Origin of the sequence: Arthrobacter zhaoxinii (assembly GCF_025244925.1) — a bacterium.
Lineage (GTDB): Bacteria > Actinomycetota > Actinomycetes > Actinomycetales > Micrococcaceae > Arthrobacter_B > Arthrobacter_B zhaoxinii.
The window spans coordinates 1,760,500-1,780,317 of record NZ_CP104275.1; the positions used below are offsets into that span (position 1 = coordinate 1,760,500).

The 19,818-nt window shown below is 66.1% G+C and carries 16 protein-coding genes; 11 read left to right on the top strand and 5 right to left on the bottom strand.

The genetic code is table 11. The annotated features are described in order from the left end of the window. Positions 1–25: 25 nt before the first annotated feature. The 4 genes from uvrB (at position 26) to N2K95_RS08235 (ending at position 3,985) form a co-directional block, all read left to right on the top strand. Positions 26–2,104: an excinuclease ABC subunit UvrB gene (uvrB, locus tag N2K95_RS08220; protein ID WP_260651177.1), complete on the top strand. Its 2,079-nt coding sequence runs from the start codon at positions 26–28 to the stop codon at positions 2,102–2,104. A gap of 104 nt (positions 2,105–2,208) precedes the next feature. Beyond that, positions 2,209–3,330 (top strand): NDMA-dependent alcohol dehydrogenase, encoded by a 1,122-nt coding sequence (locus tag N2K95_RS08225; protein WP_260651178.1) that lies wholly within the window; start codon positions 2,209–2,211, stop codon positions 3,328–3,330. Between the two features lie 60 nt (positions 3,331–3,390). Beyond that, positions 3,391–3,837 (top strand): hypothetical protein, encoded by a 447-nt coding sequence (locus tag N2K95_RS08230; protein ID WP_260651179.1) that lies wholly within the window; start codon positions 3,391–3,393, stop codon positions 3,835–3,837. Next, on the top strand, positions 3,800–3,985 hold the full coding sequence (locus tag N2K95_RS08235) for a hypothetical protein (protein ID WP_260651180.1): 186 nt from the start codon (positions 3,800–3,802) through the stop codon (positions 3,983–3,985). Before N2K95_RS08230 ends, N2K95_RS08235 begins: the two co-directional genes overlap by 38 nt. 74 nt (positions 3,986–4,059) lie before the next feature. Here the strand turns inward: N2K95_RS08235 and N2K95_RS08240 are convergent, their stop codons facing one another. Genes N2K95_RS08240 through N2K95_RS08250 form a run of 3 tightly spaced genes read right to left on the bottom strand, consistent with a single transcriptional unit; the run spans position 4,060 to position 8,400 of the window. Further along, positions 4,060–5,325, bottom strand: coding sequence for an alpha/beta hydrolase (locus N2K95_RS08240; protein ID WP_260653766.1), 1,266 nt, complete (start codon positions 5,323–5,325; stop codon positions 4,060–4,062). A 47-nt stretch (positions 5,326–5,372) separates the two neighbouring features. Next, positions 5,373–5,849 (bottom strand): GNAT family N-acetyltransferase, encoded by a 477-nt coding sequence (locus N2K95_RS08245; RefSeq protein WP_260651181.1) that lies wholly within the window; start codon positions 5,847–5,849, stop codon positions 5,373–5,375. A gap of 10 nt (positions 5,850–5,859) precedes the next feature. Then, complete coding sequence (locus tag N2K95_RS08250) at positions 5,860–8,400, bottom strand: DEAD/DEAH box helicase (RefSeq protein WP_260651182.1); 2,541 nt, start codon at positions 8,398–8,400, stop codon at positions 5,860–5,862. A gap of 68 nt (positions 8,401–8,468) precedes the next feature. On the opposite strand from N2K95_RS08250, the gene N2K95_RS08255 reads away from it, so the two are divergent. Further along, a complete protein-coding gene (locus N2K95_RS08255; RefSeq protein WP_260651183.1) occupies positions 8,469–9,248 on the top strand; it encodes a trans-aconitate 2-methyltransferase in 780 nt (259 codons plus the stop codon). A gap of 21 nt (positions 9,249–9,269) precedes the next feature. On the opposite strand, the gene N2K95_RS08260 is transcribed toward N2K95_RS08255, so the two are convergent. Then, complete coding sequence (locus tag N2K95_RS08260) at positions 9,270–9,908, bottom strand: MBL fold metallo-hydrolase (protein ID WP_255792131.1); 639 nt, start codon at positions 9,906–9,908, stop codon at positions 9,270–9,272. Between the two features lie 73 nt (positions 9,909–9,981). Here N2K95_RS08260 and N2K95_RS08265 point away from each other — a divergent pair, with 73 nt between their 5' ends. The 6 genes from N2K95_RS08265 to N2K95_RS08290 all read left to right on the top strand — a co-directional run bounded on the left by N2K95_RS08265 (position 9,982) and on the right by N2K95_RS08290 (position 18,626). Beyond that, positions 9,982–11,715 (top strand): ABC transporter ATP-binding protein, encoded by a 1,734-nt coding sequence (locus tag N2K95_RS08265; protein WP_260651184.1) that lies wholly within the window; start codon positions 9,982–9,984, stop codon positions 11,713–11,715. Next, positions 11,712–13,661, top strand: a complete 1,950-nt coding sequence (locus N2K95_RS08270; protein ID WP_260651185.1) for an ABC transporter ATP-binding protein — start codon at positions 11,712–11,714, stop codon at positions 13,659–13,661. Before N2K95_RS08265 ends, N2K95_RS08270 begins: the two co-directional genes overlap by 4 nt. A gap of 9 nt (positions 13,662–13,670) precedes the next feature. Further along, a complete protein-coding gene (locus tag N2K95_RS08275; protein WP_260651186.1) occupies positions 13,671–14,087 on the top strand; it encodes a GntR family transcriptional regulator in 417 nt (138 codons plus the stop codon). Between the two features lie 201 nt (positions 14,088–14,288). Continuing rightward, positions 14,289–17,192 (top strand): excinuclease ABC subunit UvrA, encoded by a 2,904-nt coding sequence (gene uvrA, locus N2K95_RS08280; RefSeq protein ID WP_260651187.1) that lies wholly within the window; start codon positions 14,289–14,291, stop codon positions 17,190–17,192. Positions 17,193–17,272: 80 nt separating this feature from the next. Beyond that, positions 17,273–17,971, top strand: coding sequence for an HAD hydrolase-like protein (locus N2K95_RS08285; RefSeq protein ID WP_260651188.1), 699 nt, complete (start codon positions 17,273–17,275; stop codon positions 17,969–17,971). Then, a complete protein-coding gene (locus N2K95_RS08290; protein WP_255792123.1) occupies positions 17,958–18,626 on the top strand; it encodes a lysophospholipid acyltransferase family protein in 669 nt (222 codons plus the stop codon). The genes N2K95_RS08285 and N2K95_RS08290 overlap by 14 nt, the downstream gene beginning before the upstream one ends. A 40-nt stretch (positions 18,627–18,666) precedes the next feature. On the opposite strand, the gene N2K95_RS08295 is transcribed toward N2K95_RS08290, so the two are convergent. Further along, the gene (locus N2K95_RS08295; protein WP_260651189.1) at positions 18,667–19,770 is read right to left on the bottom strand and encodes a DUF2510 domain-containing protein; all 1,104 of its coding nucleotides are present in this window, start codon (positions 19,768–19,770) and stop codon (positions 18,667–18,669) included. Positions 19,771–19,818 lie beyond the last annotated feature (48 nt).

Sequence of the window (19,818 nt, forward strand, 5' to 3'; positions counted from 1 at the left end):
CGCAGAGCGGAGTAGCTTTAAACCCATGAGTCTTGCGCAGGACATCAAGAGAGTAGTGGCACCGTTTGAGGTCATCAGTGACTACAAGCCCGCCGGTGACCAGCCCACCGCCATCAAGGAACTCGCCGAGCGGATCAACGCGGGCGAGAAGGACGTTGTCCTCCTGGGCGCCACCGGTACCGGTAAGAGCGCGACGGCGGCCTGGCTGGTGGAGCAGGTCCAGCGCCCAACGCTGGTGATGGTCCAGAACAAGACGCTGGCCGCCCAGCTGGCCAACGAATTCCGGGAGCTGCTGCCCAACAACGCGGTGGAGTACTTCGTCTCCTATTACGACTACTACCAGCCTGAAGCGTACGTTCCGCAGACGGACACCTTCATCGAGAAGGACTCCTCCATCAATGAGGAAGTCGAACGTCTGCGCCACTCGGCCACCAACGCCCTGCTGACCCGCCGCGACGTCATCGTGGTGGCCACCGTGTCCTGCATCTACGGCCTGGGCACCCCGGAAGAGTACATCGAGGCGATGGTGACGCTGCGCCGGGGCCAGCAGATGAACCGTGATGACCTGCTGCGCCGCTTCGTAGCCATGCAGTACGTCCGCAATGACATGGACTTCCACCGCGGCACCTTCCGGGTGCGCGGCGACACCGTGGAAATCATTCCGATGTACGAGGAAAACGCGATCCGCGTGGAATTCTTCGGCGACGAGATCGAGAACATCTACACCCTGCATCCGCTGACCGGCGACGTCATCCATGAAGAGAACGAAATGTACGTCTTCCCGGCGTCGCACTACGTGGCCGGCGAGGACCGGATGCACCGTGCCATCCGCCAGATCGAGGACGAGCTGCAGGTGCGGCTGAAGGAACTTGAATCCCAGAACAAGCTGGTGGAAGCCCAGCGGCTGCGGATGCGCACCACCTACGACCTGGAAATGATGCAGCAGATGGGTTTCTGCAACGGCATCGAGAACTACTCGCGGCATATCGACGGCCGCGGCCCGGGCACCGCCCCGCACTGCCTGCTGGATTACTTCCCGGATGACTTCCTGCTGGTGGTGGACGAATCCCACGTCACCATTCCGCAGATCGGTGCCATGTACGAAGGCGACATGTCCCGCAAGCGCACCCTGGTGGACCACGGCTTCCGGCTTCCCTCGGCCATGGACAACCGTCCGCTCAAGTGGGACGAGTTCCTGGAGCGGATCGGCCAGACCGTGTACATGTCCGCCACCCCCGGCAAATACGAACTGTCCAAGGCGGACGGCTACGTGGAACAGATCATCCGGCCCACCGGCCTGGTGGACCCGCAGGTGGTGGTGAAGCCCAGCAAGGGCCAGATCGATGACCTGCTCGGCGAAATCCGCACCCGCACCGAGCGGGACGAGCGCGTGCTGGTCACCACGCTCACCAAGCGGATGGCGGAGGACCTCACGGGCTATCTGCTGGAGCACGGGGTCAAGGTGGAATACCTGCACTCCGACGTCGATACCCTGCGCCGCGTGGAACTGCTCCGCGAACTGCGGATGGGCACCTTCGACGTGCTGGTCGGCATTAACCTGCTGCGTGAGGGCCTGGACCTTCCCGAGGTGTCCCTGGTCAGCATCCTCGACGCCGACAAGGAAGGCTTCCTGCGCTCCTCCACGTCACTGATCCAGACCATCGGCCGTGCCGCACGTAACGTCTCCGGCGAGGTCCACATGTACGCGGACCGGATCACCGATTCCATGGCCAAGGCCATCGATGAAACCAACCGCCGCCGCGAGATCCAGGTCGCCTACAACAAGAAGCACGGCGTGGACCCGCAGCCGCTGCGCAAGAAGATCGCGGACATCACGGACCAGCTGGCCCGCGAGGACGCCGACACCAAGGCGCTCCTGGAAGAGGCCGCGAAGAAGAAGACGAAGGGCAAGGGCAAGGGGGTCCGGAAGGACGGCCTCGCCGCCGCTCCCGCCGAGGACCTCACCACGCTCATTGCTTCCATGACCGAGCAGATGCATGCCGCCGCCGCCGAGCTGCAGTTCGAGCTCGCGGCACGGCTCCGCGACGAGGTGGGGGACCTGAAGAAGGAACTGCGCCAGATGCAGGCCGCCGGACACGCGTAGGCCGCCGGTCCACGCGGGACGGAAGACCCGTAGGAGTACCTGCGAACACTGCGGTGCGGCTGCTGTAGCCTGCCACTCCAATCACAACGATGTGGAGGACCAGGATGAAAACACGTGCAGCAGTTCTGTGGGAAGCACCCGGCAAATGGACCGTTCAGGAGGTGGACCTGGACGAACCGGGACCCACCGAGGTCCTGGTGGAGATGGTGGCCACCGGCCTTTGCCATTCCGATGACCATTTCGTCACCGGGGATATCCAGACCGGCATGACGCCGATGGTCGGCGGCCATGAAGGCGCCGGCATCGTCCGCAAGGTGGGCTCCGAGGTGCATGACCTGGCCGAGGGCGACCACATTGTCACGGCCTTCATCCCCGGTTGCGGGAAGTGCCGCTGGTGTGCCGCGGGAATGCAGAACCTGTGTGACTACGGAGCAATCATCCTCGAGGGGAACCAGCCTTCGGGCGGCTTCCGGATGCACTCCGACGGAACGGACGTGGGTACGGTCAGCACCCTGGGCACCTTCGCGCAGTGGCAGGTTTACGATCAGATGTCCGTCGTGAAAATCGACCCGGAAGTACCGCTGGAGGTTGCCTGCCTGGTGGCCTGCGGCGTCGCCACCGGGTTCGGCTCGGCGACCAACGCGGCACAGGTCCGGGGAGGGGACGTTGTCCTGGTCATCGGCGCCGGCGGCATCGGCATGAATGCGGTCCAGGGGGCTGCACTGTCCGGCGCCGCCCACGTGGTGGTGGTCGATCCGGCACCGGCCAAGAAGGATTTTGCCCCGCAGTTCGGCGCCACTGAGGTCTTCGCGGACTTCGGTGAAGCCGATGCCTTCGTTCGGTCCGTCACCAACGGCCAGGGCGCGGATTCGGCGATTATCTGCATCGGTGTCGTCACGGGTGCCGACATCGGCCGGGCATATGGTGCCATCCGCAAGGGCGGAACCGTTGTGGTCACCGGGATCGGCAAGGACACCGACGACGAGATCCCGGGGATCAACGCCTTTACCCTGGCCATGTACCAGAAGCGCATCCAGGGCGCGCTCTACGGTATGGCGTCCCCGCGGGAGGCGATGCCGATGCTGCTGCGCCTCTACCAGGCCGGCCGGCTGAAGCTGGACGAGCTGATCACCAAGCGGTACTCCCTGGACGAGATCAACGAGGCCTACAACGATATGCGTGAGGGCATCAATATCCGCGGAATCATCGATTTCACTAAGGCCTGACCGGCGGGGCTGCCGGCCGGGTCGGCCGGGAATGTCGGCGGCCGGCGCTACGGTGGAAGCATGCAGTTCACCTCCCCGCCGTCCCCGCCGGCGCTTCCGGCAGACAGTGCCACCTCCTGGTGGGAAATTGTCGCCGCGCTGGGCCCGCTGGCCGTCCTGCTTGCGGGTGCCCTGACCTTTTTCATCGGATGGAAAACCCTGGAGCAGCGCCGGAAAGCGGATCAGCGGTCGGAATGGTGGACCCGTGCCCAGTGGGCCATCGAAGCGTCCCTGTCGGAGGATCCCCGGCGGCAGGAAACCGGCCTAGGCGTTTTGGATCTGCTGGCCCAGAGCGACCTGGCCGGTGCCGAAGAGGCAGCGATCATCAGCATTGCCTGGGCGCGCCCGCTGACGGCGTTAGTGGACTCGAACGGCGATATGGGCCAGAATGAAATCATCACGAGCGGACCCGGAACGGAGGAGGCTGACGATGACAACAGCAGCACTGCCGCTGGCACACGGAGGTAAGACCCCGCGGGGCACCGATCAGGCTGACCGGGACCGGGACCGCGAACGGGTGCAGATCCGAGCCGCACGGCTCCGTCTCACCACTGACCGCAAGCTCGGCAAGCCCACCCCGGACTGGGTCCGGAAACTGGCCGACCGGCCGCTGTAGCGACCCCAGGACAACAACAGGCATAACGAAGCAGGTCCCCGGCAGACGCCGGGGACCTGCTTCGTTATGCCGGCCTACGCGTCGGCGCCGCGGGCCATGCCCAGCAGCCGGGTGAAAATCGCTTCGCCGTCGTCGGCAATGCCGTCATGGTGGAAGTCGGCGCTTTCCCAGACCTTCAGTCCCTGCACGGCTGCGGCGGTTTCCAGGGAGAGGTCCCGGTCCACGTAGATGTCATCCGTGTAGACCGCGGCGGCCACGGGCACGGCGTTGCGCGCCAGTTGCGCGGTGTCATAGAGGGGACCCCAGTCGGATTTCCGGGCCAGCAGCTCGGCCGTGTCCCGAAGCGGGATCAGTGCCGGGTCCTCGTCGAAGTACCAGGGGTAGACCATCTCGCCGGTGTACAGCGGCTGGGGCGCCGTGGGTTCAAACTCAGGGAAGGACTGCAGTACGCGCTCCGCCGCCCAGTTGGTGGCTTCGCCCTGGCCGTAGATCGACTCGTGCATCACCGCGTAGAGCGGATTCGCCGCGCGGCTGACCAGCCCGTGGACAGCTTCCAGGAAGGTGGCCGAGAGCCGTTCCCCGTCCGGGGTGGGGACAAACGCCTCCTGCAGCAGGTAATGCAGGCCGTCCACCCGGGTGTTGCCGCCCAGATAGGACCCGGCCATCTGGAACCGCCGCACGGTCAGGCGCTCCCCGGTGGGAAGGAACTCCGGGACGGACTCCAGGTGCCGGGCAATCCGGGTGGTGGCCTCCCGGTCCTCCGGGTAGCGGGCGAAGTGCTCCGCGTTGCGTGCGGCCACCCGCCGGAACGTCGCTTCGTAGACCCGGTCCGCCGGCCCGGTCAACGGGGCCAGGCCTCCGGTCACCAGGCATTCCTTCAAACCACCGGGGGCAAAGGAGAGGTAGGTCAGGGTGCAGAAACCGCCGTAGCTCTGCCCGTACGTGCTCCACGGTCCGGAGCCGAGGGCCTGCCGGATCAGTTCGGCATCGGCCACAATCGAGTCAGCCCGGAAACGGGCGAGATACGCGGCCTGCGCGGCAGCGTCTCCGCGCAGCGGAAGAGTCTGCCCGTCGGCCGGAGTGGACAGGCCGGTGCCGCGCTGGTCCAGCATGAGGATCCGGAAGTGCCTGGCCGCGGCTTTCGTCCAGCCGCCGAACTGCAGCAGCCGGTTTCCCTTGCCGCCCGGGCCGCCCTGCAGGTAGAGCAGCCACGGCAGGTCCTGCACTTCGGCGGCGGGGAGTTCGGCGTCGGTATATTCGCGGGCGAAGACCGTGATGCTTTCGCCGTCGGGATCCGAGTGGTCCAGCGGCACCGTGAACCGGTGGTCCGTCACGTTCATTCCGCGCACCGGGTAGCTACGCGAGGCAGTGTGGGGGACGTGCTCGTTCACTCGGCACCCCCGAAGGAGGCGAGTGCGTCTCCGGTGAGCCGGAAGGTCGTCCAGTCGTCCTGCGCCGCGGCACCCAGGGACCGATAGAAGCCGATGGAGGGTTCGTTCCAGTTCAGCACGCACCACTCCACCCGGGCGTAGCCGCGTTCGACGGCGGTTTCCGCCAGCGTCCGCAGCAGCGCCTTTCCGATACCCCTGCCCCGGGCCTCGGGCCGGACATACAGATCCTCGAGGTAGATGCCGTGCACACCCTCCCAGGTGGAGTAGTTCAGGAACCACAGGGCGAACCCCTGCACCGTGCCCCCGTCCACCGCCACATGGGCGAAGATGGCCGGATGCTCCCCGAAGAGGTTCGCTTCCAGCGCCTCCACGGTGTTTTTCACCGCGTGCGGCTCTTTTTCGTAGATGGCCAGGTCGTGGATCAGCTCAAGGATGACGGGGACGTCTTCCCGGCGTGCGGGACGGATCTGCATGGGCTCCAGCCTAATCCAGGCGTCCGGCGGAGATCACCTTGATGACGGGGCTGCCGGCCTCGTCCGACGCGGCCAGGTCCACTTCGGCGGTGATGCCCCAGTCCAGGTGGTTGGCCGGGTCCTTGAAGATCTGCCGGACCTCCCATTTGCCGGGGAGTTCCTTGATGATCAGCAGGTTGGGTCCGCGGCCGTCCGGGCCGTCGTCAATATCCTCGTGTTCCTCGAAGTAGGCGTCCAGGACCTCTGCCCAGCGGTCGGCGTCCCAGCCGGCGTCGCCGTCGAGCTCTCCCAGGGTGCGGTCGTCCTCGTCGGCGAACAGCTTCACCCGGGAGAACATCTCATTGCGCACCATGACCCGGAACGCCCGGACGTTGGCGGTCAGCCGGTCCGGCACCGGCGGAAGCAGCGGCTCGTTCGAGGCATCGGGGTTGATCCCGCTGGTCAGCTCCTCCCATTCGTCCAGCAGCGAGGAGTCGGTCTGGCGGACCAGTTCACCTAGCCATTCGATGATGTCTTCCAGGTCTTCGCGCAGCCGCTCCGGCGGCACGGTGTGCAGCAGGGCCTTGTAGGTGTCCGAGAGGTAGCGCAGCAGCACGCCTTCGGAACGGGCCAGGGAGTAGAACTGCACGTACTCGCCGAAGCTCATGGCCCGCTCGTACATGTCCCGGACAATCGACTTGGGGCTGAGTTCGAACTCGCCCAGCCAGGGAGCACCGGAGCGGTACACCTCGAAGGACTGCTCCAGGAGTTCGGCCAGCGGCTGCGGGTAGGTCACTTCCTCCAGCAGGGCCATCCGCTCGTCGTACTCGATGCCCTGGGACTTCATGGCCGCAATAGCTTCTCCGCGTGCCTTCTTCTCCTGGGCGGAGAGCACCTGGCGGGGCTTTTCCATGATCGCTTCGATCACGGAGACCACGTCCAGGGCGTAGGACGGGCTGTCCGGGTCCAGGATCTCCAGGGAGGCCATGGCAAACGGGGACAGCGGCTGGTTCAGGGCAAAGTTCGGCTGCAGGTGCACCTTCAGGCGGACGGTGCGGCCGTCGGCGTCGGGCTCCGGCAGCACCTCGACAATGCCGGCGGTCTTGAGTTCCCGGTAAATGCTCAGGGCTTTCTTCATCAGCGCCAGCTGCGAGGAGCGGGTCTCGTGGTTGTTGGTCAGCAGCTTCTTCGCCGCGGTGAACGGATCACCCGGGCGCTCCAGCAGGTTCAGCAGCATGGAGTGGGTGATGTTGAAGCTGGAGGTCAGCGGTTCCGGAGTGCCGTCCACCAGCTTCTCGAAGGTCGGCTTGCCCCAGGAGACAAAACCGGCCTGCGGCTTCTTCTTCACCACCTGGCGCAGCTTCTTCTGGTCGTCACCGAACTTGGCGTGCGCCTTGGCCATGGCCTTGACGTTTTCGATCACGTGTTCCGGTGCCTGCACGACGACGGTGCCTGCCGTGTCGTACCCGGCCCGCCCGGCGCGTCCGGCGATCTGGTGGAACTCGCGGACCTTCAGGGGCCGGGTGCGCGTGCCGTCGTACTTGGACAGGGCGGTGATCAGCACGGTGCGGATGGGCACGTTGATGCCGACCCCCAGGGTGTCCGTGCCGCAGATGACCTTCAGCAGGCCGGCCTGGGCCAGCTGCTCCACCAGGCGCCGGTACTTGGGCAGCATGCCGGCGTGGTGCACGCCGATGCCGTGCCGGACCAGCCGGTTCAGGGTCTTGCCGAACCCGGGGGCAAACCGGAAGCCGGCGATCAGCTCGGCGATCCGGTCCTTTTCCTCGCGGGTACAGACGTTGATGCTCATGAGGGCCTGGGCCCGGTCAATGGCTTCGATCTGGGAAAAATGCACTACGTAGACCGGCACCTGCTTGGTGGCCAGCAGTTCCTCCAGGGACTCCTGGACCGGGGTCTCCACGTAGTAGTAGTGCAGGGGGATGGGCCGCTGCACGGAGGAGACCGTGACGGTGTCCCGGTTGGTGAGTTCGCTGAGCTCGTTCGCGATCCGGGTCATGTCGCCCAGGGTGGCGGACATCAGCAGGAACTGGGCCTGCGGCAGCTCCAGCAGCGGAACCTGCCAGGCCCAGCCGCGCTGCGGATCGGAGTAGAAATGGAACTCGTCCATGATGACGGTGCCCAGGTCCGCGTCGGCGCCTTCGCGCAGGGCGATGTTGGCCAGGATCTCCGCGGTGCAGCAGATGATCGGGGCGTCCTTGTTCACCGAGGAGTCGCCGGTGACCATCCCGACGTTCTCGGCACCGAAGATTTCGCACAGGGCGAAGAACTTCTCCGACACCAGGGCCTTGATGGGCGCCGTGTAGTAGCTGCGCTCGTCCTGTGCCATGGCGTAGAAATGCGCGGCGATCGCCACCATCGACTTACCGGACCCGGTGGGGGTGGCAAGGATGACGTTGTTGCCCGTCACCAGTTCCATGACTGCCTCGTCCTGCGCCGGGTACAGGGACATACCGCGGCTTTCCACCCACTCCAGGAAGGACGTGTAGGTCTCGTCGGGATCAACGGTGCGGGTGCTGGACGGGCCGGAGGCAAGCTGCTCAAGAAGTTTCATGTCCATACCAGAGTATCGGGCCGCGCCGATCCCGTTTTCCGCCGGATGCGGCGGGTAGGCTCGGCGGCATGAAATGGGACCCCGAAAAGTACACACAGTTCTCCTCGCACCGCGACCGCCCCTTCTTCGACCTCACGGCCCGGGTTGCCGCATCCTCCCCGGCGCGCGTGGTGGATCTTGGCTGCGGCACGGGCGTCCTCACTGCAGCGCTCGCCGCCCGCTGGCCGCAGGCGCAGGTCACCGGTCTGGACTCCTCGCAGGACATGGTCGACGCCGCCCGGACACTGGAGGATGCGCCGTCGAACCTGGACTTTGTGCACGGCAGGATTGAGGACTGGAATCCGGAACCCGGCACGGACGTGGTGGTCTCCAACGCCGCGCTGCAGTGGGTGCCGGGCCACCGGGACCTCCTGCGGCGGTGGGCCAAGCAGCTCGACGCCGGCGCGTGGCTGGCGGTGCAGGTGCCGGGCAACTTCACCGCGCCCTCCCATGTGCTGATGCGGGAACTGGCGGCGAGCGCCGCCTGGGCGCCGAAGCTGGACGGGGTGCTGCGCCATGCCGACGCCGTGGACGAGCCGGAGGATTACCTGGCCCTCTTCACCGAGGCCGGGTTCGAGGCGGATGTCTGGGAAACCAGCTACGCCCAGGTCCTGACCGGGGAGGATCCGGTACTGGAATGGGTGCGGGGCACAGCCCTGCGTCCGGTCATCAACGCCCTGTCCGCCGAGGACTTCGCCGCCTTCGAGGCCGAATACGCTTCCCTGCTGCGGACGGCCTACCCGCAGCACGCCTGGGGAACCGTCTTCCCGTTCCGGAGGCTCTTTATGGTGGGCCGGAAGGCGGCCTAGCGGCAGACCGGAGCGCGGCTGCTACCAGCCGCGCTCTTTCCACTCCCGCAGGTGCGGCCGCTCGGCGCCCAGGGTGGTGCCGGCGCCGTGACCGGGGTGCACCACGGTGTCATCCGGCAGATAATCGAACACACGTTCGAATACGTCGCGGTACAGCTGCGCAAAGCGCTCCGGATCCTTCTGCGTGTTGCCCAGCCCGCCGGGGAAGAGGGAATCTCCGGTGAACAGGTGGGCGGGGCCGTGCGGGTCCCGGTAGAGCAGGGCCACGGAGCCCGGGGTGTGGCCGCGCAGCGAGATCGCCTCCAGCTCAAAGTCGGGGAACGTGCCGGTGTCCCCGTGGTCCAGGGGAACAACCGTGGGCACCTCAATGTCGGGAATGTCCGCCGTGCCGGCTGCGGTCCGCGCGCCGGTGGCCGCCACCGTTTCGGCGAGCGCCCGGACGTGGTCCCAGTGGCTGTGCGTGGTGATGACCAGTTCCAGCTTCGCCGGAACCGCGGCATCCTGCGCCCCGTCGGCCAGCAGCCGCTGGATGGCGGGGAAGTCGGCGGCGGCGTCGATAAGCACCTGCGCGCCGGACGCCTTCCCGGTGAGCAGGTAGACGTTGTTGTCCATGTCGCTGACGGACACGCTGCGGATAGTGATGTTCTCCAGATCCTCCATTCGGCCAGTCTAGCGAGGCACTCGGCGCAGGGGACCTATTGTCTGCGCTCGCGGACGGGCGTACGTTGCAAGGATGCTTCTGAGGCTGGTCCGGGAAAACCTCGCCCCCTACAAAGGCGCGGTGGCCGCCGTCGTTCTCCTGCAGCTGCTGCAGACCGTAGCCACGCTGTATCTGCCCACCCTGAACGCCGACATCATTGACCGCGGTGTGGTCACCGGGGATACCGGCGTCATCATGCAGGTAGGCGGATGGATGCTTGCCGTCACGGCGGGCCAGGTCGTGTGTTCGGTTGCGGCCACCTATCTTGCCTCCCGGGTGGCCATGAGCGCCGGCCGGAATATCCGGGCAGCGCTGTTCACCAACGTGGAGACCTTCTCCTCCCGGGAAGTCGGCCTGTTCGGGCCGCCGTCACTGATCACCCGCACCACCAATGATGTGCAGCAGGTGCAGATGACGCTGCTGATGACCTTCACCATGATGGTCTCGGCTCCCATCATGGGCGTGGGCGGGGTCCTGCTGGCCCTGAACCAGGACATTCCGCTCTCCGGCATCCTGCTGCTGATCCTGCCCGCCCTGTTCCTGGTGATCGGGCTGGTCCTGCGGAGGCTGATTCCCCTGTTCCGGCGGGCCCAGCGGCAGATCGACAGGGTCAACTCGGTGCTGCGGGAACAGATCATGGGCATCAGCGTCATCCGGGCCTTCATCCGGGAGCACTCCGAGCAGGACCGCTTCGCCGGAGCGAACAGGGACCTCACTCAGACCCAGCTGCGGGTCAGCCAGCTGCTGGCCCTGCTGTTTCCCGCCGCCATGCTGGTCGCCAACCTCGCCACGGTCGCGGTGGTCTGGTTCGGCGCCTTCCGGATCGACGCCGGACAGATGCAGATCGGTGCGCTCACCGCCTTTATTGCCTACATCATGCAGATCCTCGTGGCCGTCATGATGTCCATGTTCATGATCATGATGCTTCCCCGCGCCGCGGTGTGTGCCGAACGCATCTTCGAGGTGCTGGATACCCGCACCAGCGTCTCCGATGCCCCCGGGGCGGGAGAGCTGGCGTACGACGGCGGACGGCTCACCTTTACGGATGTCGGCTACAGCTACCCGGGGGCGGAGGATCCGGTGCTGTTCAACCTCAGCTTCGAAGCCCTGCCGGGGGAGACCACCGCCATCATCGGTTCCACCGGGGCAGGGAAGACCACACTGCTGCATCTGGTTCCGCGGCTGCTCGACTCCACATCCGGCAGCATCGCCGTGGACGGGCAGGACATTGCCGGGGTCACGCTCTCCTCACTGCGGCGCGGCATCGGCCTCGTGCCGCAGCGGGCGTACCTGTTCAGCGGCACCATTGCCTCGAACCTGCGCTTCGGCCGGCCGGAGGCCACCGACGCTGAACTCTGGGAGGCGCTGGAGACCGCGCAGGCGGCGGACTTCGTGCGGACGTCCGAGGGAGGACTGGACCACCGCGTGGAGCAGGGCGGGTCCAACTTCTCCGGGGGACAGCGCCAACGCCTGGCCATTGCCCGGGCTCTGGTGGTCCGGCCGTCCATTTACCTGTTCGATGACAGCTTCTCCGCCCTCGACTTCGCCACCGACGCCCGGCTGCGGGCGGCGCTGAAGCCGCAGACCCGGAACGCAACGGTCATCGTGGTCGCCCAGCGGGTGAACACCATCACCGACGCCGCCCGGATCATCGTGCTGGAGGAAGGACGGATAGCGGGGCAGGGAACCCATGCCGAGCTGATGGAGTCCTCGGACACCTACCGGGAGATCGTCGCGTCGCAGCTGACCGCGGAGGAAGTCGCATGAGCACCCCGGGGGTACGGGGACGCCCGGGGGCTCCTGCAACGGCCAGGCCGGAGAACTTTGCCGCCAGTGTCCGGCCGATCCTGGGGCTGATGGCACCGGACCGGGTACGGGTGGCGGCGGTACTGGCTGCCGCCGTCGTCTCCGTGGCGCTCGCGGTCAGTGCACCGAGGATCCTGGGGGAGGCCACCAACGTCATCTTCGACGGGTTCATCGGGCAGTCCCTGCCGGCGGGGATGTCCAAGGACGCCCAGGTACAGATGCTGCGGGACTCGGGGGAGGGGGAACTGGCGGACATGCTTGCCGTCATGGACGTGGTCCCCGGGCAGGGGCTGGACTTCGCCCGGCTCGGCGGCATCCTGCTCGGCGTGCTGGGAATCTACCTCGCGGCGTTCGCGTTCGGCTGGTTCCAGGCACGGGTGACCGCCCGAGTTGTCCAGAACGCCATGTACCGGCTGCGCCGCGACGTCGACGGCAAACTGTTCGGCCTGCCCATGTCCCACTTCCAGCAGCAGTCACGCGGCGACGTCCTGAGCCGCGTCACCAATGACATCGACAACCTGGCCCAGACCCTCTCGCAGAGCCTGACCCAGATTGTCACCTCGGTCCTGACCATCATCGGCGTGCTGGCAATGATGGTCTCCATTTCCCCGCTGCTGGCCCTGATCGCCGTGATCACCGTGCCGGTCTCCGCCCTGGTCACCGTGCTCATTGCCCGGCGCTCGCAGGCGGAGTTCAAGACCCAGTGGAAATCCACCGGCGAGGTGAACGGCTACATCGAGGAAATGTTCACCGGCCAGGATGTTGTGAAGGCCTTCGGCCAGCAGGAACGGGTGATCGAGGGATTCGCACCGGCCAACCACCGCCTGTACCGCTCCGCGTTCCGCGCGCAGTTCGTCTCGGGCATCATCATGCCGGCGATGATGTTCATCTCGAACCTCAACTATGTGGCGGTGGCCGTGGTCGGCGGCCTGCAGGTGGCGGGCGGGCAGCTGTCCATCGGCGGCGTGCAGGCCTTCGTGCAGTACAGCCGTCAGTTCAGCCAGCCGCTGGGCCAGCTCGGCGGGCTGATCAACATGCTCCAGTCCGGCGTCGCCTCCGCGGAACGCGTGTTCGCGCTGCTGGATGCCAGGGAGCAGGATCCGGACCCCGAGCGGCCCGAACACCTCGAGGCCGTCCGGGGACGGGTGGCCTTTGAAGACGTGTCCTTCAGTTACAGCCCCGACGCGCCGCTCATCCGGGATCTGTCCTTCACTGCCGAGCCGGGGCAGACCGTGGCTATCGTGGGCCCCACCGGCGCCGGCAAGACCACCCTGGTCAATCTCCTGATGCGGTTCTACGAGGTGGACGCCGGCCGCATCACGATCGACGGCGTGGACACTGCCCGGCTCGCCCGCGAGGAACTGCGCAGCCACATCGGCATGGTGCTCCAGGACGCCTGGCTGTTCGAGGGCACCGTCCGGGAGAACCTGGTCTACGGCGCACCCGGCGCCACCGAGGAGCAGATTGTCGCTGCGGCGCAGGCCACCCACGTGGACCACTTCGTCCGTTCCCTGCCGGAGGGCTACGACACCGTGCTCGGCTACGACGGCGGGGCGCTCAGCCAGGGCCAGCGGCAGCTGCTGACCATCGCCCGGGCCTGGCTTTCGAACCCGTCCATCCTGGTGCTGGACGAAGCGACCAGTTCCGTGGACACCCGCACCGAAGTCGCGATCCGGCTGGCCATGAACGCCCTGCGGCAGGACCGCACCAGCTTCGTGATTGCCCACCGCCTGTCCACCATCCGGGACGCGGACATCATCCTGGTGGTTCGGGACGGGCAGATCGTGGAGCAGGGACCGCATGAGACACTGCTGGCGGCGGAGGGCTTCTACTCCGAGCTCTACCGCTCCCAGTTCGCCGGCCCGGCGGAGACCGCGGAGGAGCCTGCCGATCCTGCCGGGCATTAGCATTGCAGCATGACGCCTGACACAAAGCCCGGATCCGACGCACCCCCTGCCGGCAACGACCCCGGCGTGCTGGCAAAGGTCCGGATAGACGCTTCCAGCTCGGTTCCCCCATATGAACAGCTGCGCCTGCAGATCCTGGACAGCGTGAATGACGGCCGCCTCGCCGTCGGAACGCGGCTGCCTCCGGTCCGTGCCCTGGCCGGACACCTGGGACTAGCGGTGAACACCGTGGCGAAGGCCTACCGCGAACTGGAGCAGGCGCAGGTGGTCACCACCCGGTCCCGCGCCGGCACGGTCATCGCCGCGAACGGTGACAGCAGCCGCGGCCGGGTGGCCGAAGCCGCCGCCGCGTATGCCGAGACGGTACGGGCCAACGGCGTCTCGGATGACGATGCTGTTTCCCTCGTGCGGGCTGCCCTGGGCTAGGCGGTTTCCGGCACGGCATCCCACTCGGTGGTGCTCCTGGTGCTGGTGGGACCTCAGGAGAACCTCCAGCCCCAAACCGTGGGACCCCGTGCGCGTGCGAGGGAGCCCCGGCAGCTCCGTCCACCCGATCCGCTTCGCCCGCGGCGAAACCCGGGGGGTCGAATACTTTTTCGAATCGGCGTTTGAACTAGAGTGGAAAACGTGCCTAAATCGACTCTTCCGACGGCGGACACCACGTTCGTGCCGCATAAAGCCAATGACCTTTCCCGTCTGGTAGTGAAAGGCGCGCGCGAGCACAACCTCCGCAACGTTGACCTGGACCTTCCGCGGGACGCCATGATCGTCTTCACCGGCCTGTCCGGTTCGGGCAAATCCTCCCTGGCGTTCGACACCATCTTCGCCGAGGGCCAGCGCCGCTACGTCGAGTCCCTCTCCGCGTACGCGCGCATGTTCCTGGGCCAGGTGGACAAGCCCGACGTCGACTTCATCGAGGGCCTCTCGCCCGCCGTCTCGATCGACCAGAAGTCCACCAGCAAGAACCCGCGCTCCACGGTCGGCACCATCACCGAGATCCACGACTACATGCGCCTGCTCTGGGCCCGTGTGGGCCGCCCCTTCTGCCCGGTGTGCGGCGAGCCCGTCAGCCGGCAGACGCCGCAGCAGATCGTGGACCAGCTCCTCGAACTGGAAGAGGGCACCCGCTTCCAGATCCTTGCCCCGGTGGTCCGCGGACGGAAGGGCGAATTCGTCGATCTGTTCAAGGAACTCGCCGCCAAGGGATACTCCCGTGCCCGGGTGGACGGCAAGCAGATCCAGCTGTCCGAACCGCCGAAGCTCGGCAAGCAGTACAAGCACAACATCGAAGTGGTCGTGGACCGCCTGGTGGCCAAGGACGGCATCCGGCAGCGGCTCACGGACTCCGTGGAAACCGGACTCGGTCTTGCCGACGGGCGCGTAGTGGTGGACTTCGTGGACCTGCCCGAGGACAGCAGCGAACGTACCCGCACCTTCTCCGAGAACCTCGCCTGCCCGAACGAGCACCCGCTGGCCATCGACGAAATCGAACCGCGGTCCTTCTCCTTCAACAACCCGTTCGGCGCCTGCCCGGTCTGCACCGGCATCGGCTCCCGGCTGGAAGTGGACGAGGACCTGATCATTCCGGACCCCTCCAAGTCCCTGGCCGAGGGTGCCATCGCCCCGTGGTCCCTGGGCACCGCCACCACGGAGTACTGGAACCGGCTGCTCGACGGCCTGGCCAAGGACATGGGCTTCTCCATGGATACCCCCTGGAAGAAGCTCCCGGCCAAGGTGCGCGAGGCAGTGCTCCACGGCAAGGACCACAAGGTAGTGGTCCAGTACCGGAACCGCTTCGGCCGCGAACGCAAGTACAGCACCGGCTTCGAAGGCGTCATCCAGTACATCCACCGCAAGCATGAGGAAACCGAGTCGGACCACGCCCGCGACCGGTACGAAGAGTACATGCGGGAAATTGCCTGCCCCGAGTGCGGGGGAGCGCGCCTGAACCCGGCATCCCTGTCCGTGCTGATCAACGGCCGCAACATCGCGGAGATCAGCGCCCTGCCGCTGCGTGAAGCCGCGGACTTCCTCAACACCCTGGTCCTCACCGGACGCGAAGCACAGATTGCCAACCAGGTGCTGAAGGAAATCCAGGCCCGCCTGACCTTCCTGCTCGACGTCGGCCTCGAGTACCTGAGCCTGAACCGCCCGGCAGCCACGCTGTCCGGCGGCGAAGCCCAGCGCATCCGCCTGGCCACGCAGATCGGTTCCGGTCTCGTGGGCGTGCTGTACGTCCTGGATGAGCCGTCCATCGGCCTGCACCAGAAGGACAACCGTCGCCTGATCGATACCCTGATCAGGCTGCGCAGCCTGGGCAACACCCTGATTGTGGTGGAACACGACGAAGACACGATCCAGGAAGCGGACTGGATTGTCGACGTCGGCCCCGGCGCCGGTGAGCGCGGCGGCGAGGTGGTGCACTCCGGGCCGTTGGCCGAGCTGCTGACCAACGAGCGGTCCATCACCGGCGCGTACCTCTCCGGCCGGAAGAAGATCGAAATTCCGGCGAAGCGGCGCAAGGTGGACAAGTCCCGCCAGCTGAAGATCGTCGGGGCGCGGGAAAACAACCTGCAGAACCTGAACGTGGACGTTCCGCTGGGCGTTTTCACTGCCGTCACGGGCGTCAGCGGATCCGGCAAGTCCACCCTGATCAACGACATCCTCTACAAGACGATGGCGAACAAGCTCAACGGCGCCAAGCACGTGGCCGGCCGGCACACCCGCGTGGAGGGCCTGGAGCAGCTGGACAAGGTCATCCACGTGGACCAGAGCCCGATCGGACGGACCCCGCGGTCCAACCCCGCCACCTACACCGGTGTCTGGGACCACATCCGCAAGCTCTTCGCCGAGACCAACGAGGCGAAGGTGCGCGGCTACCTGCCGGGCCGCTTCTCCTTCAACGTCAAGGGCGGCCGCTGCGAGGCCTGCCACGGCGACGGCACGCTGAAGATCGAAATGAACTTCCTGCCCGACGTGTATGTTCCCTGCGAGGTGTGCCACGGCGCCCGGTTCAACCGGGAAACCATGGAGGTGCACTACAAGGGCAAGAACATCGCCGAGGTGCTGGACATGCCGATCGAGGAAGCCGCGGAGTTCTTCGCCGCCTTCGGTCCGATTTCCCGGCACCTGAACACGCTGGTGGACGTGGGCCTGGGCTACGTCCGTCTGGGCCAGCCCGCCACCACGCTCTCCGGTGGCGAGGCACAGCGCGTGAAGCTCGCCAGCGAACTGCAGAAGCGCTCCAACGGCCGCAGCATCTACGTCCTCGACGAGCCCACCACGGGCCTGCACTTCGAAGACGTCCGCAAGCTGCTGGAGGTCCTGCAGGGACTGGTGGACAAGGGCAACACCGTGATCACCATCGAGCACAACCTTGACGTCATCAAGAGTGCCGACTGGATCATTGACCTCGGTCCCGACGGCGGCACCGGCGGCGGCAAGGTGGTGGCCTCCGGCACCCCGGAGAAGGTCGCCAAGGTTGAGGGCAGCCACACCGCCACGTTCCTGGCGGAAATCCTCAACCCGTAACGGGATACCTGCCCGGCACATATACTGTGCCGGGCATATCTTTTTCCCTTAGCCCGCCGGGATATGCCAAACTTAGGCCCGTGACTTCTCCCCGGCTCTTGGTGCTTTTCGATCTTGATGGAACGCTGGTGGACCCGGCGGGTGCCATCACGGGCGGCATCAGTTCCGCATTGGCGGCCTGCGGGCTTCCCGTACCCTCCGAGGCGGACCTGCACCGCATGGTCGGCCCGTCCCTGATGACCTCCCTGCGGGACATTGCCGGCGTGCCGGAAGACCGCCTGGACGCCGTCATCGCGCACTACCGGCAGGGCTACCGGCAGTCCGGCATGAGGCAGAGCCGTCCGTACCCCGGCATCATCGGAGCGGTCGAACGGCTCCGCCGCGAGGGCACCGTCGCCGTGGCAACCCAGAAGCCCGAACACCTGGCGGTGGAACTGCTCGGTGTGCAGGGCATGGGTGATCTGTTTGCCTCCGTGCACGGCTCCCCGGCAGACGAGCTTGCCGCAGCCGCACTGAACGGGAAGGCCGGCATCATCCGCGCGGCCCTGGAGCGGCATGCCGGGTCCTATGACCGGGCCGTGATGATCGGAGACCGCCGGCACGACGTCGAGGGTGCCGCCGCCAACGGCATTGACTGCATCGGCGTTTCCTGGGGCTTCGCCGCCGACGGCGAGCTGGAAGCCGCCGGTGCCGCCGTCGTCGTGGACAGCGCCGGGGACCTTCCCGATGCAGTGCTGGGTTACGCACGGAACGGAGCGGCACTCCATGGTTCTGTATAACCTGACCCGGGCAAGCACCCGCGGGCTTGTTGCCGGTCTCTGCCGGCCTACGATCACCGGGCTGGAGCACGTTCCGGCCAGCGGCCCGTTTATCGTCGCCTGCAACCACCAGTCCTTCCTGGACAGTGTCCTGGTGCAGGCGCTGCTTCCCCGCCGCGTGGGGTTCTTCGCCAAGGCCGAATACTTCACCGGCACCGGCCTCAAGGGGCTCGCGATGAAGAGCTTCTTTGAAGGCGTCGGGTCCATTCCGGTGCAGCGCGACCAGCAGGCCGCCAGTGTTGCCGCGCTCAAGACGCTGCTGGACATCCTGGAGGAGGGCGGCGGCGTCGGGATCTACCCCGAAGGCACCCGCTCCCGCGACGGGCTGCTCTACCGAGGCCGCACCGGCGTCGGCTGGCTGGCGCTGACCTCCGGAGCGCCGGTGGTCCCGGTCGGGCTCATCGACACCGACAAGCTGCAGCCTGCCGGGAAGAAAACGGTCAAACCCGGGCACTTCACCCTCAAGGTGGGGCAGCCGCTGTACTTCCAGAAGACCGGCCCCGACCACGCGCTGCCGGCCCGCCGGCAGGCCACGGACCGGGTGATGGAGGCCATCGCGGAACTCAGCGGCCAGCAGCGCTCCGAGAGCTACAACCGGAACCGGCCGGAAGGGTAGGAAGGGCCGAGGCGCTGTGAGGATCGTAGGCCTGCCCGGGCTACTGCGTCATGCGCACCCGGGAGGTCCAGGAGTCACCGTCCCAGTAGCGGAAGGGCGCCACTCCTTCGGGATCAGGGTAAAAACCGGGTGACTTGCTGATTGTTTCGTTCGCTGTATCCGAGGCCTGGTCTTCCGAGGGCGTATCCGCATCGTCGTCACTCAGGCTGATCACTCCGGTCTGAATCAACGGCGCGTTATTTTGAGCAAGTTTCGCAGCTGCTTTTTCGGCTCGGAGGCGCTGGGCGTCAGCGGCTTTTTCTTCACGCCGGCGTGCTACCTCAGCGGCTTTCTGGTCGCGAAGGCGCTGTGCCTCGGCAGCTTTTTCCGCTGCAGCGTTAGCCTTCTGACTCTCGGCATCAAGTTTTGCCTGATTTATTTCAGCAATCGCTTCACGGATTCCTCGCACCTGGGAATTCTCGGCCAGGATCTTCTCCAGATCTGCTACGGCCCGCCCGTAGGCCTTCTCTGCCAGACTGATATTGGAACGGTGCACCAAGGCTTTGAAGCGAATATTTTCGGAGTGCTTCTTGCTGGCAGTCAGCGGTTTCAGACACTCCTTTGCTGCGACCATCTGACCGAGTTCGAGGTGAGCTTGTGATCTTAGGATGGCCAGCAGTGCAGTGACTTCGGAATCTACGGGCACGCGGTCCGTCAATCGCAGAATCTCCTCCCAGTCCTGCCGGTCAGCATAGAGCTCGGTAAGGCTGAGCAATGCAGGGTAGGTCGGATCCAACTGTTCGACGTACTGGATTGCCTCAGTATCCCTCTGCAACGACTGCAGAGCTTCAGCCAGAACCAACGTCAACGCGGCGCTCGTTAACGGCAGACTCACAATCACGCCGCCGGCTATCTCCAAGTCGTAAATGAATCCGGACAGGTATTTAAGGACGAACGGGTTGGTTTCAATCGGTGCCGGGCCGTGGATCACGCTCCGCAGCTGCGCCGCGCAGGCCTCGTCATTGCCGGCTCGAAACTGCTGGAGTCCCAATAGTGCTGCGGCGGCATGTCCGTACACGGGATGCTGCATCACCTGGGGATCAAGCCCGGGAACCTGCTGGGAGATCGCGTAGGCATAGAGTGCCTTCTCTTCCTTCGGAGCCAACAGGCCGGGTTTAGGCGCAGGCGCCGGCCTGGTCGCGGGAGCCGGCGC

What these genes read in the sequence shown, in the direction of transcription:
- N2K95_RS08230 (WP_260651179.1), top strand. Translation starts at nt 3,391, where the DNA reads ATGCAGTTCACCTCCCCGCCGTCCCCGCCGGCGCTTCCGGCAGACAGT.
- N2K95_RS08250 (WP_260651182.1), bottom strand. Translation starts at nt 8,400, where the DNA reads ATGAAACTTCTTGAGCAGCTTGCCTCCGGCCCGTCCAGCACCCGCACC.
- N2K95_RS08270 (WP_260651185.1), top strand. Translation starts at nt 11,712, where the DNA reads ATGAGCACCCCGGGGGTACGGGGACGCCCGGGGGCTCCTGCAACGGCC.
- uvrB (WP_260651177.1), top strand. Translation starts at nt 26, where the DNA reads ATGAGTCTTGCGCAGGACATCAAGAGAGTAGTGGCACCGTTTGAGGTC.
- N2K95_RS08265 (WP_260651184.1), top strand. Translation starts at nt 9,982, where the DNA reads ATGCTTCTGAGGCTGGTCCGGGAAAACCTCGCCCCCTACAAAGGCGCG.
- N2K95_RS08235 (WP_260651180.1), top strand. Translation starts at nt 3,800, where the DNA reads ATGACAACAGCAGCACTGCCGCTGGCACACGGAGGTAAGACCCCGCGG.
- N2K95_RS08245 (WP_260651181.1), bottom strand. Translation starts at nt 5,849, where the DNA reads ATGCAGATCCGTCCCGCACGCCGGGAAGACGTCCCCGTCATCCTTGAG.
- N2K95_RS08290 (WP_255792123.1), top strand. Translation starts at nt 17,958, where the DNA reads ATGGTTCTGTATAACCTGACCCGGGCAAGCACCCGCGGGCTTGTTGCC.
- N2K95_RS08225 (WP_260651178.1), top strand. Translation starts at nt 2,209, where the DNA reads ATGAAAACACGTGCAGCAGTTCTGTGGGAAGCACCCGGCAAATGGACC.
- N2K95_RS08260 (WP_255792131.1), bottom strand. Translation starts at nt 9,908, where the DNA reads ATGGAGGATCTGGAGAACATCACTATCCGCAGCGTGTCCGTCAGCGAC.
- N2K95_RS08255 (WP_260651183.1), top strand. Translation starts at nt 8,469, where the DNA reads ATGAAATGGGACCCCGAAAAGTACACACAGTTCTCCTCGCACCGCGAC.
- N2K95_RS08275 (WP_260651186.1), top strand. Translation starts at nt 13,671, where the DNA reads ATGACGCCTGACACAAAGCCCGGATCCGACGCACCCCCTGCCGGCAAC.
- N2K95_RS08240 (WP_260653766.1), bottom strand. Translation starts at nt 5,325, where the DNA reads ATGAACGTGACGGACCACCGGTTCACGGTGCCGCTGGACCACTCGGAT.